Below are 16186 nucleotides of genomic sequence, written 5' to 3' on the forward strand. Positions count from 1 at the left end.
AGGAAGCCGCTGGTTCTTGCTCGTTGTCGCTGCGGCAGTACCGGTTTGCAGTGCATGTGACTCACTCAGGCTCACTCGCCTTTGAGGAACCACCGCTGCTTGTCGTCAAAGGCGCACAGCTCTACCGCAAAGCCCTTGATGACTTGCACTAATAGGTATGGGTGAGTGCTGTGCTGGCCATGCGTGCCGAAGTCACGGAGTGATCGTCAGCAGCCGCAGAGGCTCGCCACAGATTTCGCAGAAAACGCAGTGGTATGGGCTTTGCCCAGACGCCATTGAAAATGGACGCCTCGCAGCGCTGTGCAGACAGGTTGTCTGCAGGCGGTTTGCTGGCTGGCTTGTTTGGATGCGTCATGCATTGCGCATGCGCTTGAATGAACTGTTCGTCCATGCTCTCCCCGAGCTAAAGGCGATAAAACCCATTCCGAGGAGCGAACGACAGCCAGGGAAACCATGACGTGCATCAGAGTACACATAGCTTCGCCCGCGAACACCACGCCCCGTGGAACAAGACCGAGAACGAACAGGTCGGTATTCTGGCTCGCCGTCATCCAGCTCACATCACCTTCCCGGTTTGTCAAACCAGTGGTATTTCGATGTGACTGTCAGGCTTACAGCAGCGGGGGCTGCGCCGGAATCATGAAGAGCAAGCTTCACTGCACCGGACTTCCCGTTTCAACTGGCCTACTGAAAGGCCAAGTCTCCTGATCGCGTACTCGGATTATAGAAGCGTACTCACACAGTACCGGGCAAGGCGAAGCAGTGTTACGCGTCAGATTTTTGCTGCACGCCCGTTACGCTTGCAGGCCCATGGACACACAAGTGTTCATTGACCTGGCCTTGCCGCACATGCTGGGTTAACACCCGCTCAATATCCGCTTCAGCAAGCGGCCCGTACCACGCACCAGCGGGGTAGACAATCATCAGCGGGCCATGGTTGCATGGAAACTGGCAGCTGGTTTGCAGCGGCATGACGCTATTTTTAAGACCGGGCGTATCACGTATCGTTTTGACAAGTTGTGGCCAGAGTTGAACCGAGCCCTTGGCTGCACAACGCGGCCCCACACACCACAGCACATGGTGCTGATGCTCGGGCACAGCAGACCAGCCCGCAGGGTCGTGCTCCCAGCGGTCATCATCAACAACGGCAGGCACATCGGGCTGAGTCAAGGCGTCTTCCACGGTACGCGCCAGCACATCGGCCAGATACGGTGTTTGCAGCAGTGGCTCGGCAAAGACAAGGCGTGGGCAATGCGCGCCTTCCATGCTCTGCATTGGATGAGCCCGCCAGCGCATGATGAGCTTGTGCAGCCAGCGGCGTAGCGAAGGCTCGTCGGGCACCATCACCGGCACGATGATGATGGTCTGCGCTTTGGCACACAGATCAAGTGCTTGGGGCAAAGCGGGTTGAGACCGGTCCACAAAGGCAGGCTGCACCAGCAAGGGCGCTCTGCCTTGCACCGTCAGCGCGGCATGCAGGCGATCTGCCAGCGCAGTCAGCTCAGTGGCTCCGTTGGCATAGGCTGCGCCACGGCTCAGAAGAATGATGGCCGTGGGGGCATCGCTGGTGGTGGAGCCTTGAGTCAGTGACGTCATAACAACTCGTCCGGCATAAATTCAATCAGTGGCTTGCCGCTGCGCGGACTGGGGCGCACCAGGGCGCGCACGCCGTAGACATCGGCAATGATTTCGGGTGTCAGCACCTCGGAGGGCGTGCCCTCTGCAACGAGCACACCGTCTTTGAGCAGGTACAGACGATCGCAGTAATGCGCGGCCAGGGGCAGCTCGTGCAGTGCCGCCAATGCCGTCAAGCCCAGGCTGCGGATCAGGTTCATCAGCTCGAACTGGTGGCGAACATCGAGATGGTTGGTGGGCTCATCCAGCACCAGCAGCGGTGCCTGCTGGGCCAGCGCGCGGGCCATGAGCACACGCTGCTTTTCGCCACCGGAAAGGGTGGAAAACATTCGCTCGGACAGGTATTTCGCGTCCACCCGTTCCAGCGCCTGTGCGACGATATGAAAGTCCTCCGCGCTATCGCGGGCAAAAGGCGACTGGTGGGGGGTGCGACCCATCAGCACTACATCGCGCACCAGTAACTCGAACTCACTGGTATTTTCCTGCGCCAGTACGGCCATGGCACGGGCGTTGTCGCGGGCACTGCTGCGCCAGACATCGCTACCACTCACTTCCACGCTGCCACTGGCGGGCTTGAGGATGCGGTAAATCATGCGCAGCAGCGTGGATTTTCCGCTGCCGTTGGGGCCTAGCAGGCCGACCAACTCGCCTTGTGCCACATGCAGGCTGACGTCGCGCAAGATGTGGGCTGCAGCGGCCTGCCAGCATAAGTGACTGGCCTGCAGATGTGCGCTTGGCAAGGTCTCGCTCATGCCACCAACCTTTCGCGAGCGTTCTTGCGGCACAGCATCCAGACAAAGAAGGGGCCGCCCAGCAGCGAGGTGATGACGCCCACTGGCACCTCCGCCGGGGCAAAGGTGATGCGCGAAAACACGTCTACCCAGACCAGAAAAATGGCACCTGTCAGCGCAGCCACAGGCAGCACGCTGCGGTGCTCGGCACCCACCAGCATGCGCGTGACATGGGGCACGATCAGGCCCACAAAGCCGATCGGTCCGGTCAAGGCCACGAGCACGCCGGTGACCAGCGAGACCAGCACAAACAGCCAGCGCCTTGTGCGCGTGGTGTCCACCCCCAGCGTTGCAGCACTCTCCTCGCCCGACAGCAAGGCGTTGAGCGAGCGTGCCTGCGTCAGCAGCAAAGCAGCGCCGATCACCAGCAGTGCTGCCGGCAGGCCCAGCTCATCCCAGCGCGTGCCGGCCAGACTGCCCAGCGTCCAGGTCAGCACCGAGTTGGCCAGCTCGCGCTGATCTGCGGTGAGCACGATGAGGCTGGTGATACCGCCCAGGCAATAGGCAATCGCCACACCACCCAGAATCAGGCGCGAGGCCTGCAAGCGCCCATTGGCATAGGCCAGAAAATACACAGCCATGCAGGCGGCCAACGCGCCACCAAATGCGCCCAGCGGCAGGGCCAGCTCGCCCGCAAACGCCAGAGAACCAAATGCAATCACGCTGACCGCACCCACCGATGCGCCAGACGACACGCCCAGCAAATACGGATCGGCCAGCGGGTTGCGCACCATGGCCTGCATAGCAACTCCCACCAGTGCCAGGCCCGCGCCGACGAGGGCCGCAAGCAGCACACGCGGCATGCGCACACGCCAGACGATTTGAAATTGGGCCGATGTCCAGTCGCCAGGCTGCAAATCCAGCCCCAGGCGCACGCCGATCTCATGCGCCGTGATCAACCAGGCCTGTTGCGACGAAATACGCACGGGTCCCAGCGTAATGGCCAAGGTGAGCGACACCAGCAGCAAGGCCAGCAGGGCCGCCAGCCACAGCGACAGACGGCGGCGCTGCAGTGCAAAGGCCAAGGTGGAGGATGTGCTCATGGCCGTGGAATGTGCGCGGGGTGCAAGGCGTGTGCCAGCCTGCGCGTGGCTTCCACATTGCGCGGGCCAGGCGTGGCCTCGGAGAAGTCCATCAGCACGAATTTCTGCTCGCGGATGGCTTTTAGCTGAGACAGTTCAGGCTTGGCTAAAAGAAACTGGCGCTTGCCGTCAGCAGTGGGCCTGTCGTTGTCGACGATGACAATCCAGTCCGGGTCGCGCGCAATCACATCTTCCCAGTTGCCACGCATCCAGCTGCTGTTCAGATCGTCAAAAATATTGCTGCCCCCCGCCGCTTCGATCATGGCATGCGGCATGGCGTAGCGGCCCGTGGTCACGGGAATATCAGTGCCGCTGTCAAACACAAACACCCTGGGTTTATCCACCTGGTCTTTGAGCGCATCGGTGATGCGCTGCAGCTCGGCGCGCTGGCCTCTGACCAAGGCTCCGGCCCTCGCTTCGATATCAAAAATACGACCCAGATTAAGCAGGTCGCTGAATGTGTCCTCCAGTGACACGCGCTCTCGTGCAACCTGGCGGATGCAGGATTCGCTGAGCACATAGCTGGCAATACCCAGCTCTTGCAAGCTGGCGGGCGTGATCTGGCCTTGCCTGAAGCCGTAGGACCAGCCGCTGAAGACAAAATCGGGCTCGGCATTAAGCAAGGTCTCAAGGTTCATGCCCTGGCTGGACAGGTCTGGCACTTGGGCCAGCAGCGGCTGCATGGCTTTGGGCAGGCGCTGGATATCGCGCAAACCACCGTAGCCAACGAGTCGATCCTGCAGGCCGAGTGCCAGAAACATCTCCAGCAGATTGATGCCGTGAACCACGGCGCGCTGCGGCACCTTGTCGTAGACCACGGGCCGACCGCAGACCTCGATGGAGAGCGGCGCACGTGCCGCCTTGCCTGGCATAACCGAGGTGTCTTCGGTGCGATGGTCGGAGCAGGCGGAAAGCGTCAAAGCCAGCGCCAGACTGGCCATCGTCATGAGAGCAGAACGCTTCAGGCAGCAAGAAACCAGGAGCTGCTTGCGCATATATCTATTGGATTTCATGGCATTTTATGTCTGAATTCAAGTAAATACATACGCTAGTCGCTACTGTTTTTAAACTTCTGAAGAACGCGTTTTAGAACGCGAACTCTGCCGTCAGATCCACTCGGCGACCTTCACCCGGATAGGCCTGAGCCGCCCTGGCACTGGAGACTGCCGAGTAGGTGTAGAGCTTGTCGGTGAGATTGCGCACAGACAGGCGGTAGGTGCTGCGTGCCTGAGGGCGCCAGCTCAAAGCGGCATCCCAGACGGTGTAGCCGCCGCTGAGAGCGGTGTTGGCGTTGTCGGCAAAGCGGCTGCCCACGGCGCGCGCGCCCAGCGATGCCTGCCAGCGACCGATGCTGCTATGCATGGTGTAGTGGGCCCACAGATTGGCGGTGTTGCGCGCCACATTGCTGGGGCGATTGCCCGATCGGTCGGCACCGCCGGCCTCGATCAACTGGTCGTATTTGGCATCGACAAAGGCGTAGTTGCCTTCCACGCGCCAGCTGGGCGAGAGGCGCATCACCGCACTCAGCTCCAGTCCCTGGGAATGCTGCTTGCCGCCTTGCACAGACAGCAGGGCGTTGTTCGGGTCGCGGGTGATGATGTCTTTTTTCTCGATGCGATAGGCGGCAGCCGTCCATTCGCCCTGGCCCTGGGCGAACTGCTGCTTCAGGCCGATTTCGATCTGGCGCGCCGTGGTCAGCTTGAAATCCCGATTGGCGAGGTTCAGGGTCAGGATGTTGGTGACCGGGTCATGGCCTTGCGAGACCTGGCCATACAGGCTGGTCTGTGCGTTGAGCTTGTGCGTCAGGCCCAGGCGCCAGGCGGTGCCACCCAGGCTTTTGTCAAACGTGCCGCTGCCGACCAGATCCTTGCGGTCAAAGTCCGTCAGATCGCGGCGAATGCCGGCCAACAACAGCCATTTGTCGCTGAGCGTCCAGGCGTCCTCGACATAGAAGTCATGCGTGGTGGCCTGCGTGCGATAGTTGGGCAGCATGTCTGAGGTATTGGGCCAGTAGCTCAGCGAGGACTCACTCACACCAATGATCGTGCTGCCGGCGTAGTCGTTGCGCGCAAAGTTGAACCGGGCGCGACTCACCTCCCAGCCCGCGACCAGCTTGTGTGCGCCGGCCTGCAGGGTGGTCTCCAGGCGGTTGCCGGTCTGCTCCAGATCATGGGCCAGCTCCAGATAATCCCCCAACGTGACTTGCTGCTTGCTGGGGTTGTAGCTATAGGCTTCGATATTGCGCCAGTAACGGTCAGCCTTGAAGTGGTAGAGCTCGTTGCTCACGCTCAGCCAGTCGTTGACTTGGTACTGGGCGCGGGCGCGCACGCGCTTGTCCTTGATGCGGATATCGCTGTCAGAGGTGTTGAAGTTGCGGCCCAGCAACTCGGGCACGATGGCTCCATTGACGGTGGGCGTGCCAAAGTAGCGCGTGGGCTTTTCATCACTGATATCTGCCAGCAGCTCCATGCGCAGCGCGGCCGTGGGCTGCCAGCGCAGCGTGCTCATCAGTTTGCTGCCGCTGGCGCGGCTCATGTCGTGCTCGCCGTTGGTGTAGTGGCCGTAAGCGTCAACCCGGTAGCTCAGGGTGTCGCTGAGCGCGCCGCCCATGCCCAGTCCCAGTTTGGCCGAACCATGCGAGCCGGCACCGACCAGCACGTCGCGAACCGTCTCGCGCGTGGGCTGCTTGCGCACCACATTGGCGGTGGCCCCCACAGTTCCAGAGCCATAAACGATGGAGGCCGGGCCGCGCAGCACTTCCACACGCTCATAGCCCCAGCTATTGGCAGGGTAAGGCGTGGTGGAAGACGCGACACCCAGGCGCACACCGTCTTCAGCAATGCCCACGGAGTTGGTGCCCGTGAAGCCGCGCGTGCTAAAGGACAGGCTGCTGTAGCTGGTCGCAGACAGGGGCGTCATGCCCACGGTGCGGCCAATGATGTCGGCCATGCGGCTGTCGCCGCGCTCCTGCCAGGTCTGTTCATTCACATGATCCAGACTGGCTGGCAAATCAAGCGTGGCAATGCCGGTGCGGCTGCCAGAGACCGTGGGCAACGAAAGGCCCTGGCCTCCTTCGGCAGTGTCAATGACTTGAACGGTTGGAAGTTGCGCCGCAGGTGCAACGCTAGCAGCACGGGTGGCTGAAGCTTGCGTGGGCTGGGCCACGGGTTCTGCGGCCAGGGCCAGTGCAGCGGGGACCAGGCCGATCAGTGCGGCAGGCAAGGTGAGGTGATTCATTCGTGTCAGTCGATGCTGACCGCCTGCTGGTGACGAGATCATGCCAAGGGCATGGGCTCGCGTTGAACGAACCTGCCGCAGGCTTGTTGCCGTCACGCTGCTCCCCGCAGACGGTCGTTGCAAATGCTGGCAGCAGGGTTGGACCCGGCAACGCGCAGCGCTTTACAGGCCGGTATCCGGGCTGGCAGATGGCTTGGTGCCTGCCGACTCGCCTTCCCGATGTTTCCGCGCGCCTCATATAAGAGAAGAGGCCACGTAAAACATCAGTGACTGGCTCTTGCGCTGCAAAAGCCGTGAGTCGGTTTGATCTGCTTACCGTTGCGGGGGCAGCCAGGGCTTTACACCCTGTTCCCGTTTAACCCGGGACTTAGCCCGAGCACCTGTAACATGAAATTGAAGCGGGAGCACCGAACGCATTCAATACGTCGGAAATTCTTCTTCAAATCGCCGCGCAGTATATCGTAGCAACGCCCCGATGTAGGAGCTGGCTTTCAGCGCCTGTGCATCAGCAGCTTCATCAAGCAAGCGGTAGGAAAAGTGGAACGCATCTAAGCGCCCATTCAAGGTGCAGTGGCAAAAGCAGCCGCCTTCTTCCGTTCATTTCATCAGCAACTCTGCCCATTCGAAGAAGCCTGAATTGAGCAGTGATGGCATTCATCGCCAGAATTTTCTAAATTCATAGCAAAATTGCTATACAATACGCATCTTCTAGGGGAGTCGCCAAGTTGGTTAAGGCACTGGATTTTGATTCCAGCATGCGAAGGTTCGAGTCCTTCTTCCCCTGCCAGAACATCTAAAAGCCTTGATTGCTCACGCAATCAAGGCTTTTTGCTTTCGCAGCCCGTATGCGTTTCTGCGATGCAAGGGCCAATCGACGCCTCGCCTCAGGGCAAACGCTCACCATCGCCCCAACACCCTTGGAATTTGCCTATCAAGGGGCAATGCTTTATAATCCTCAGGTTTGCTGCATGGAACTTGCCTCATGCAGCATCAACGGCAGATCTCACGTTGCCTCATGCTCGGCTCCGTATAGCCTGAGTGTTTCTCTTCGGCAAGAAGCAAAGCCACCCTCAAGCGGCTGGCTCACTTGATCCAAGCTCACTCAAGCAGGATCTTTTTCATTTTTTCAGTGGATGGCATGGCCCATGTCTGGGTTTGCGCCACCGCTGACACGATATGCACAAAGAACAAATTACAGAGCGTGTCGGCAACTACATTGTGACTGCCCTCACCAACATCACCCACTCCGGCAAGGTAGCTGCAGCGGTTTCCATCCGCCGTGGCGAATATGACCGGATTTTCAGCTTCATTCGACAGTTTGATACACCGGATATGGCCAGCAAATATGCACTCGCCGAAGGGCGTTGCATGGTGCTGGAAAACCAGTTGAACTGAGTCTTTCTAAAAAGGAATTGTTTTGGCCAAAGAAGAATTGATTGAGATGCAAGGCAGAGTCGACGAAGTGTTGCCCGATGCCCGTTTTCGTGTAACGCTGGATAACGGCCACCAGTTGATCGCCTACTCCGGCGGCAAGATGCGCAAGCACCGCATTCGCGTGCTGGCCGGTGACAAGGTCACTCTGGAAATGTCGCCCTACGATCTGAACAAAGGTCGCCTGACTTTCCGTCACATCGAGCGTTCGGGCAGCGGCCCTGCGCCTCAAGGTCAGCAGCGCAAGCGCTAATCAACGAGCAAGCGATTTGGTGGAGGCTCTGGCCACCAACTCCGGCATGGGGGCTTGCGCCACCTGCCGGACGCTGACACCCCTGAGGTGCTCAGCCAGCAGGTCAATCGCCAGACGAGCGACCTGATCCAGATGCAAATTCACGGCTGTCAGCGCGGGCTCGCAAGTCCGCGCTCGCATTCCGTCGTAGCGGGTGGCAATTTTGATGTCATGAGGCACTCTCAAGCCGATTTGATGTACATGCTGCATCACACCGACGGCAAGCACATCGACCAAGACCAGTAATGCGTCAATCTGCGGATAACTCGCCAGCAGTTGGCGGGCCGCATCGCGGCCGCCAGCTTCGCCCAGGGCATCATCCACGCGCAGCACCCTGTACTCCATCCTCATGAGATGGGCCATGCGCTGATAGGCCGCTTCCGCCTGCGCATAAGAGTCACGCTCGGCCGCCCCCAGAATCATGGCGATTTGCCGTGCGCCTTGCGCCTGCAAGTGCTCCAGCAATAGCTGCACCGAATCGCCAGGGCGCAAATCTACATAGGGAACGGTATTGAAGCCGTGGCCTCCGGGCTTGCCAATGGAGACGACGGGCAAGCCACGTACCGTCAGATCCATGAGCAGCTTGTCATTGGCCGCCGGCTCAATCAGCAGCACGCCATCCACACTCATGAAGTCCAGCGAACGCTGACCTGACTCCAGCGGAGGCACCAGCACCATGGCCATGCCCTGCTCCAGCGCGCAGCCCGCAGCAACAGATGCCACCTCCATCATGAAGCCCAGACGCGACGGGCCACCAGCGACTGCGTACGGCATGGAAGACATCAGCGCAACCATGCGCGACGCTTCTCCATGCCGCGACTGCGTCAGGCGCCCGGGCTGCCAGCCAAGTACCTTGGTCACGTCAGCCATTGTTGTACCGGGCATAAAAATGTCTCCTTCACTTCTATTTGTTGAACACTTTGCAGCGCCAGATCCGCTATCAACAAAATAGCTGCTTGCGCTGGTTTCATCTTCTTTTAATGCATCAAGCACTCAAGAATTCAATGATAGAAATCGCAAGCCGCTCACATTTTTGAGAGCTTCGTCACCCACTACCCTGCAGCCTTGATGAGTATTGCGATTGCTGCTCATGAATTGATACAGCATCTTTGGCGCATTGGGCTTAAGCTCGCAGCATTTTGAACCTCTGTGCATGGCGTGACTTGCCTGCTGCGCTGCACCACTCTCCATGAAACGAATCCTTGCCCTCGCCTCTATTTGCCTGCCCATTGCGCTGATCGCCACGCCACTCACCAGCCAGGCGCACGATCATCGGCATCACCACCATCACAAGCGCGAACACAAAGAAGAGTATTGGGATGGTCAGTGCAAGGTGGAGCGCAAGTGGAAGAGCAATGGCGAATACAAGGAAAAGCGCAAGTGCAAAAACCGCTCCCACCACCACGCGCCTCACCCTGTTTATATGGCACCGCCCCAGCCCGTATATGTCACACCCCAGCCACAGGGGCTGGTGATTGACTCGCGCATTGTGCTCAGACCCTGAAGGCGCTCTTATTCATCCAGCAGATTCAACGCTTCGGCAGCAATTAGGTCCCAGACCAAGTGCGCGACGGGTGATAGCTCGCGCTGCTGGCGCTTGACCAGCATGATGCTGCGCTGGACCTTGGGTACCAACCGGCGGCTGAGCAGCACGGCGCTACCCGCTGATTTGGACGATGTCGCTGCCTGCTTGCCCCAGCCCACAGGAATAGCCAGCCGTGGCACCACGCTCAAACCCAACCCTTGCTGCACCATGCTGTAGATCGTGGCTGTATGCCCCACATCCTGCACCACCGAGGCGACGGCCCCATGCGCCTGCAGCGCAGCATCAATCAGGCGACGGCTGCCAGAAGCATGGTCGAGCAGCACCAGCGACTCACCCGCCAGATCTGACCAGTGCACCTCTTTCTTGCGCGCCAGCCGATGCGATGAGAGGCAGACCAGACAAAAAGGCTCAGCCACAATGGTCTGCGCATCCAGGTCCTGCTTTTCTGACGGGTCAATCACCACGCCGAAATCCACTTCGCCGCTGCGCACGCTGAGCAAGACATCGCTTTGAATACGGTCCAGCAATTGGATGTTGACGTCCGGCATCTGCTGCTTGCCACGCGCAATGCACTGCGGCAGCAGATGGGCCGACAAGGTGGGACTACTGGCCACTTTGACCCGCCCCTTGCGCTGCGTGGCCAGCCCCTGCACTTCCTGCAAGCAGGCATCCAGATCTTCAAGTACACGCGAAACACTGCCCAGCAGCAAACGGCCCGCCTCAGTCAACTCCACCTCGCGCGTAGTGCGGTGCAGCAGTTGCAGGCCCATAGCCTGCTCCAGATCCGTGACATTGCGACTCACCGCCGGTTGCGTCAGGGCCAGCGCATCCGCCGCACGACTGAAGCTGCTGCTTTCAGCCACGGCCACAAAAACACGCAATTGACGCAGACTTACATTCATATCAAAAAATTATAGATCTATCGAATAAATCCATTTCTCTTTTGAATGGATTGCGTATCCAATACACAGCCATCACGCACCCCATCGGTGCTTTGCATGAATGGTCAGAGTTCGAAATATGTCGCGCCCTCGCTTTATCCCCGATAACTTCACGCTGGCATTGATTGTCACCGTCATCATCGCCAGCTTTTTACCCGCCTCCGGCAAGATAGCCGAGTATGTAGAACTGGCCACCACGGCCATTGTCAGCCTGCTGTTCTTTCTGCACGGCGCCAAGCTTTCTCGCCAGGCGATTCTGGCGGGCATAGGGCACTGGCGGCTGCATCTGTGCATCTTCATCGCCACCTTTGTCATGTTCCCGGTTCTGGGTCTGGCGCTGCGCCCGCTACTCTCGCCTTTGGTCACTACCGAGATGTATATCGGCGTCATCTTCCTCTGCACCCTGCCCGCCACGGTGCAATCCGCCATTGCCTTCACATCCATGGCGCGCGGCAATGTGCCCGCGGCAGTCTGCAGTGCCTCGGCCTCGACCTTGCTGGGCATTCTGGTAACGCCCATTCTGGTCAGCTTGCTGCTCAATAAAAATGCCGAAGGCGGCGATGCATTGCACGCCGTTGGCAAGATTGCGATGACGCTGCTACTGCCCTTTGTCGTTGGCCACTTGCTGCGCCCCTTGATTGGCGGTTTTTTGCAGCACCGCGCATCTGTCATCAAGCTGGTAGATCAGGGCTCGATTCTGTTTGTGGTCTACGCCGCATTCAGTGCAGCCGTCATTAGCGGCTTGTGGAAGCAGACTCCCATCCCTTCGCTCATCGGCCTGACTGTGCTGTGCTGCATCTTGCTGGCCGTTGTGCTCGTCGTCACGACCTGGAGTGCACGTCGCCTTGGCTTTAACAAAGAAGATGAGATCACGCTGGTATTTTGCGGCTCCAAAAAGAGCATGGTCAGTGGCATCCCCATGGCGAACGTGCTATTCCCCGCCGCGTCTGTCGGCGCGATTGTGCTGCCGCTGATGCTTTTCCACCAGATCCAGCTGATGGTCTGTGCCGCGCTGGCCCAGCGCTATGCCCAGCGGCCGCAAAGCACCGAAGAAAGCACTGAGGAAACAGCCATTGGCGCTTGAAGTGCCGCACACGTAATCCAGACAAAAAAGGGGCGCTAGTGGCGCCCCTTTTTTTGTTGAGAACGCACTGCCTCAAGCAAACGCCGTCAGCGCATGCTGCTTGTACAGCCACTCTTGCGCTTGCACATTCATCGCTACCGTCACAACAACCTGAAGGCTGGGCACTCGGGGTTATAACTATGATTTTGAGTAAATGCAAAGTGGCATTGGAGACGGTGCGCGGTGAGTACAACATTGCCGAACTGGCTCAGCAATATGAATCACCTCTTCCCGAATGCTGATTAAAAACAACTACTTCAGGCACGGGCTACCGATGTATTGGCGTAGCCCCACCGCTGTAGCCCATGTCGTGAACTTGAAGGGCATGCACAGCATGGGTTGACCAGCTCGCCCTGAGGAAGGATTTTTGCAGTTTTTCCTGGATCTTATGCAAGAGGTTATTGCCTGCTGTGGCAGGCCTGCGATATTCAATACCGATCAAGGCAGGCAGTACGCTGCAGCTATTTTTAAGAGATCACGCTCCTCAGCCATCTCAAGCGCTTCAACGCCCTGGTAATTTAGGCATCACTTCAAAGAAAATACACAAACAAAAACGCCCTGCAAAAAATTGCAGGGCGTTTTAAATTTGGGGTGGCTGATGGGGCTCGAACCCACGACAACAGGAATCACAATCCTGGACTCTACCAACTGAGCTACAGCCACCGTAGAAGTTTTTATTTTACTCCAGTTTTAGCACTCTTAAATCAAATTTAAGAGCAATAAACACTGATGTTTAAATGATCTAAAGCATTTTGCTTTGCAAGTGCACTTTAAAAAATCTGGGGTGGCTGATGGGGCTCGAACCCACGACAACAGGAATCACAATCCTGGACTCTACCAACTGAGCTACAGCCACCGTAGAAGCATCTATTGTAATGCAGAAATCAGGTCCGAAATAATTCAAACCTGATTTATCTGCCTTACTGCGGACGCGGCACCTTGATCTGAACCTTGAAGTCTTTTTTCAACTGTTCATAGTAGGCCATGACTTCCGCCATGGAAGCCCACTGTGTGAACTGTGACTTCTGCTGCTCGATCACCTGAGCATCTTGGGCTGGGCGCTCGGCAATGCGATTGATCTTGATGACGGCATAGCCAGCATTACCCAAATCAACACCCTCCCACGCAGGCAATGCATTGGTTGGGGCGCGCAGCGCTGCATCCAGCACTTCACGGGGCAGGTCCTTTGCCTGATCGCGACCCACTTCCACTGCAGCAGGAAGTTGAGCCGCTTCAGGCTTGGCCTTCCACTCGGCCATCTTGGCCTTGGCATCCTGCTTAGCCAGTTCTGCAGACTGATGAACCACATAGAGTTGCTTGAGCTTCTCACCCACTTCATCCATAGATTGGGTATGCGCAGGGGAATAACTCAGCACACGCCCGGCCACCAGAGTGCTTGGAGCCAGCTCTACAGCATCAGTATTGCGCTTGTTTTCCAGTGAGTCAGCAGAGAACAATGCCTCCAGGAAACGTTTGTTTGCCAAGGGTCCTTGTGCACCTGGCGCAGGCTCGCGCGTCACATTCTCTGCCTTGTGAATGGTCAGCTTGAATTTTTCAGCCACAGGCTTGAGGCTGTCAGACTGCTCATAGACACCATTGGTGAAGGCTTCAGCAGCTTCGGCAAACTTGCGCTGTGCCTGCTGCTGCGTGAGATCTGCCTCCAGCTTGGGACGCATTTCTTCAAACGATGGCACCTTGGGTTGCTTGATGCCTGTCAGCTTGATGATGTGAAAGCCAAAATCAGACTCAATCACATCGCTGATTTCGCCTTCCTTCATCTTGAAAACGGCTTCCTCAAACGGCTTGACCATCGCGTCGCGACCAAAGTAGCCCAGATCACCGCCATTGGCTGCCGAGCCAGGATCCTGCGAGTTGGCCTTTGCAAGCTGTGCAAAGCTCTTGGGATCTTTACGCACTTCGGCCAGCAATTCTGAAGCCTTGGCTTTGGCTTTTTCACGCTCAGCAGCAGGCATATCCTTGCTGGCATTGATCAAGATGTGGCTGGCTCGGCGTTCTTCCGGGCCGGCCAGACGCGCTGCATTTTCTTTGTAATAGGTGCGCAGATCGTCTTCGCTGAGCACAATGCCTTGCTGCACTGCAGCCAGATCCAGCTGCAGGTATTCCACAGTGGCTGCTTCTACTTGCTTGAACTGGCTTGTGTGTGCGTCGTAGAACGCCTTGAGTTCAGCTTCGGTAGGCTGCACCTTGCTCGCATAGGCGGCAGCATCAAAGCTCGCAACCTGAATTTCGCGACGCTGATACAGCGCATTCATCGCTTGCTGAAGCTGCGCACTCGTCGTAAAGCTGGTCGACGTCACACCGCCCAGCACCTGGTTGAGAGCCAGTTCACGGCGCAGGTTCGCCTCAAAGCCTTCAGGGGTCATGCCTTGCGATCCCACCAAGGCCTTATAGGCTTCTGCATCGAGAGAGCCATCGGGCTTTTGCAAAGCGGCAATCGCAGGAATCTCACGCAAGGTACGCACCAATTGCGCATCCGGTGTGGTCAAGTGCATCTTGTTGGCAGCAGCCGCCAGCACGCGATCGCGTACCAGTTTCTCCAGCGTCGCATAGCGCGCCTCTGGCGAATCAAGCAACTTGGCATCCATGGTCGGATTCTGCGCACGCAGTCGATCACTTTCAGCCCGGTGAGCGTTGTCCCAATCTTGCTGGGTAATGTCATGACCATCCACACGAGCCACAGCCTGGCTGGATTCGGTGAAGTAGTTCTGATTGACCCCGACAAAAATGAAAGAGGGAATAATCAGCAAGAACAACAAGATCATGATGAACTTGGAATGCTTGCGGATGGATTCGAACATGGTCAATCTTTCTGCGGCAGCAAAAATAAAGGCGAACTTGCGTTCGCCTCATTAACAATGGTGAAAGCCGTGCGACCCGAGTGCGCCACTGACCGGGCCTCTACAGGGCATTGAAGCACTACAGAACTGCCATCCAACCTCCACCAACAGGGTTAGGCTAATCTCACTCATTCTAACTGCGCACTTTTCAATTGCTGCAGTCGCGCAAGCGCATCGTGCACAGAAATACCCTCAACCAGCCCCCGAGGGCATGAATGCAAGTGCCAAACGCAAAAAGGCTTAAAAACGCTAAGCCTTTTTGCCCTTTAGTGGTCGGTCCTGAAGGTCTCGAAACGTCACCCTGTTCCTTGCAAAAAATTATAAGATTTTTACAAATCAACACCTTAAGCAGAACTCCACCCCCACTCACCCACTCGGTGCAAATTTGCCCCCTTGGAGGATGTAGCAGTCTCTAGCTGGTGATTTCGCGCACGCGCGCATCATCACAAGGGTAGATGCCGTGCATGCGCCTGTTGAACCAGACGCCGGAAATCACCAAGCAAACAAGGTATGGGTGAACAGCACAAACTGCGCACACTGGGTAAACAGATCCTCTGGGCATCAACAGCAAACCATCTTGCAAGAAGCCCACCCCGATCGTCACAAACGGGAGAATCGTATGAAGCGCTTCCAACCGATGCTTGCAACCGCCGGCCTCCTCGGCCTTATCAGCCCATTGCTTGGCAACGCCGCCATGGCCCAGGTGAACTCCAGCTACAGCACACTTGGCGCGCCCACGAGCAGCTACAGCGGCCAGATCACCGGCAATGGTGTCGTGCAATACGGGCTGGATACTCGGCCGCACCAGCAACTGACCGTCCAACTCAACACCAACAACCCCAGCAGCCGCATCAATGTGGTTAAGGACGGCTCTGCAAAACCGCTGTGCCAAAGCTCCGCCTCCCAAAACACCTGCAGCTTTCGCACAGAGCCAGATGCGAACTACCGAGTGCTTGTCAGCCTGACGCCCGAGGCCGCCCAGCGCGGCGAAAGCGCACGCTTTACGCTCACCGTCGCGCAAGGCATTTGACATGCAACGCAGATGCCAGCACCTGATCGTATAAGCAAGAAACCACACCAACCATCCCCCGACAGTGGTACATGGCGTCCAAACAATCTGTTTTCGATAGCTGTCAGCGCTTATTTTATAAGGGCTAGAGTCTGTTTTCATGCTATGCCTTCCTCGCTGAACAAGGCAGTGCTAACCAGTTCGCTTGCTTTTCAGGCCATGGGTTGTGAAGGCGGGCTTT

Annotated in this window: 14 protein-coding genes, 3 tRNA genes and 2 riboswitches; of the genes, 6 read left to right on the forward strand and 11 right to left on the reverse strand. The window is 57.7% G+C overall.

Annotated elements, in window-relative coordinates; all coding sequences use genetic code 11:
- Window positions 1–148: 148 nt before the first annotated feature.
- The 6 genes from HF327_RS17980 to HF327_RS18005 form a co-directional block, all read right to left on the reverse strand.
- On the reverse strand, window positions 149–391 hold the full coding sequence (locus tag HF327_RS17980; RefSeq protein ID WP_198461703.1) for a hypothetical protein: 243 nt from the start codon (window positions 389–391) through the stop codon (window positions 149–151).
- Window positions 392–509: 118 nt separating this feature from the next.
- Window positions 510–723, reverse strand: a riboswitch (cobalamin riboswitch).
- 42 nt (window positions 724–765) lie between these two features.
- On the reverse strand, window positions 766–1596 hold the full coding sequence (locus HF327_RS17985) for a (2Fe-2S) ferredoxin domain-containing protein (RefSeq protein ID WP_198461704.1): 831 nt from the start codon (window positions 1594–1596) through the stop codon (window positions 766–768).
- The gene (locus HF327_RS17990) at window positions 1593–2387 is read right to left on the reverse strand and encodes an ABC transporter ATP-binding protein (protein WP_198461705.1); all 795 of its coding nucleotides are present in this window, start codon (window positions 2385–2387) and stop codon (window positions 1593–1595) included. The genes HF327_RS17985 and HF327_RS17990 overlap by 4 nt, the downstream gene beginning before the upstream one ends.
- Window positions 2384–3469 (reverse strand): FecCD family ABC transporter permease, encoded by a 1086-nt coding sequence (locus HF327_RS17995; RefSeq protein WP_198461706.1) that lies wholly within the window; start codon window positions 3467–3469, stop codon window positions 2384–2386. The genes HF327_RS17990 and HF327_RS17995 overlap by 4 nt, the downstream gene beginning before the upstream one ends.
- A complete protein-coding gene (locus HF327_RS18000) occupies window positions 3466–4455 on the reverse strand; it encodes an ABC transporter substrate-binding protein (protein WP_236024271.1) in 990 nt (329 codons plus the stop codon). Before HF327_RS18000 ends, HF327_RS17995 begins: the two co-directional genes overlap by 4 nt.
- Before the next feature lie 139 nt (window positions 4456–4594).
- Complete coding sequence (locus HF327_RS18005; RefSeq protein ID WP_198461708.1) at window positions 4595–6745, reverse strand: TonB-dependent receptor; 2151 nt, start codon at window positions 6743–6745, stop codon at window positions 4595–4597.
- Between the two features lie 150 nt (window positions 6746–6895).
- Window positions 6896–7144: riboswitch (cobalamin riboswitch) on the reverse strand.
- A 311-nt stretch (window positions 7145–7455) separates the two neighbouring features.
- Between HF327_RS18005 and HF327_RS18010 the strand changes: the two genes are divergently transcribed.
- The 3 genes from HF327_RS18010 (at window position 7456) to infA (ending at window position 8429) form a co-directional block, all read left to right on the forward strand.
- Window positions 7456–7532, forward strand: a tRNA-Gln gene (locus HF327_RS18010).
- A 389-nt stretch (window positions 7533–7921) separates the two neighbouring features.
- A complete protein-coding gene (locus HF327_RS18015) occupies window positions 7922–8140 on the forward strand; it encodes a hypothetical protein (protein ID WP_099737385.1) in 219 nt (72 codons plus the stop codon).
- Window positions 8141–8162: 22 nt separating this feature from the next.
- Complete coding sequence (gene infA / locus HF327_RS18020; RefSeq protein WP_099737386.1) at window positions 8163–8429, forward strand: translation initiation factor IF-1; 267 nt, start codon at window positions 8163–8165, stop codon at window positions 8427–8429.
- Here the strand turns inward: infA and HF327_RS18025 are convergent, their stop codons facing one another.
- A complete protein-coding gene (locus HF327_RS18025) occupies window positions 8430–9353 on the reverse strand; it encodes a substrate-binding domain-containing protein (RefSeq protein ID WP_198461709.1) in 924 nt (307 codons plus the stop codon).
- A 304-nt stretch (window positions 9354–9657) separates the two neighbouring features.
- On the opposite strand from HF327_RS18025, the gene HF327_RS18030 reads away from it, so the two are divergent.
- Window positions 9658–9972 carry a hypothetical protein gene (locus HF327_RS18030; RefSeq protein ID WP_198461710.1) on the forward strand — a complete coding sequence of 105 codons (315 nt, stop codon included), beginning with the start codon at window positions 9658–9660 and terminating at the stop codon, window positions 9970–9972.
- An 8-nt stretch (window positions 9973–9980) separates the two neighbouring features.
- Here the strand turns inward: HF327_RS18030 and HF327_RS18035 are convergent, their stop codons facing one another.
- Window positions 9981–10916 carry a LysR family transcriptional regulator gene (locus tag HF327_RS18035; RefSeq protein WP_198461711.1) on the reverse strand — a complete coding sequence of 312 codons (936 nt, stop codon included), beginning with the start codon at window positions 10914–10916 and terminating at the stop codon, window positions 9981–9983.
- A gap of 118 nt (window positions 10917–11034) precedes the next feature.
- On the opposite strand from HF327_RS18035, the gene HF327_RS18040 reads away from it, so the two are divergent.
- Window positions 11035–12039: a bile acid:sodium symporter family protein gene (locus HF327_RS18040; protein ID WP_198461712.1), complete on the forward strand. Its 1005-nt coding sequence runs from the start codon at window positions 11035–11037 to the stop codon at window positions 12037–12039.
- A gap of 626 nt (window positions 12040–12665) precedes the next feature.
- On the opposite strand, the gene HF327_RS18045 is transcribed toward HF327_RS18040, so the two are convergent.
- The 3 genes from HF327_RS18045 to HF327_RS18055 form a co-directional block, all read right to left on the reverse strand.
- Window positions 12666–12741 (reverse strand) — tRNA-His (locus HF327_RS18045).
- Between the two features lie 117 nt (window positions 12742–12858).
- Window positions 12859–12934: transfer RNA gene (locus HF327_RS18050), tRNA-His, on the reverse strand.
- Window positions 12935–12998: 64 nt separating this feature from the next.
- The gene (locus tag HF327_RS18055) at window positions 12999–14897 is read right to left on the reverse strand and encodes a SurA N-terminal domain-containing protein (RefSeq protein ID WP_198461713.1); all 1899 of its coding nucleotides are present in this window, start codon (window positions 14895–14897) and stop codon (window positions 12999–13001) included.
- Between the two features lie 658 nt (window positions 14898–15555).
- Here HF327_RS18055 and HF327_RS18060 point away from each other — a divergent pair.
- Window positions 15556–15966, forward strand: coding sequence for a DNA breaking-rejoining protein (locus HF327_RS18060; protein ID WP_198461714.1), 411 nt, complete (start codon window positions 15556–15558; stop codon window positions 15964–15966).
- The last annotated feature ends 220 nt before the right edge of the window (window positions 15967–16186 follow it).

Origin of the sequence: Comamonas suwonensis, from assembly GCF_012844455.2 — a bacterium.
Taxonomy (GTDB): Bacteria; Pseudomonadota; Gammaproteobacteria; order Burkholderiales; family Burkholderiaceae_C; genus Comamonas; species Comamonas suwonensis.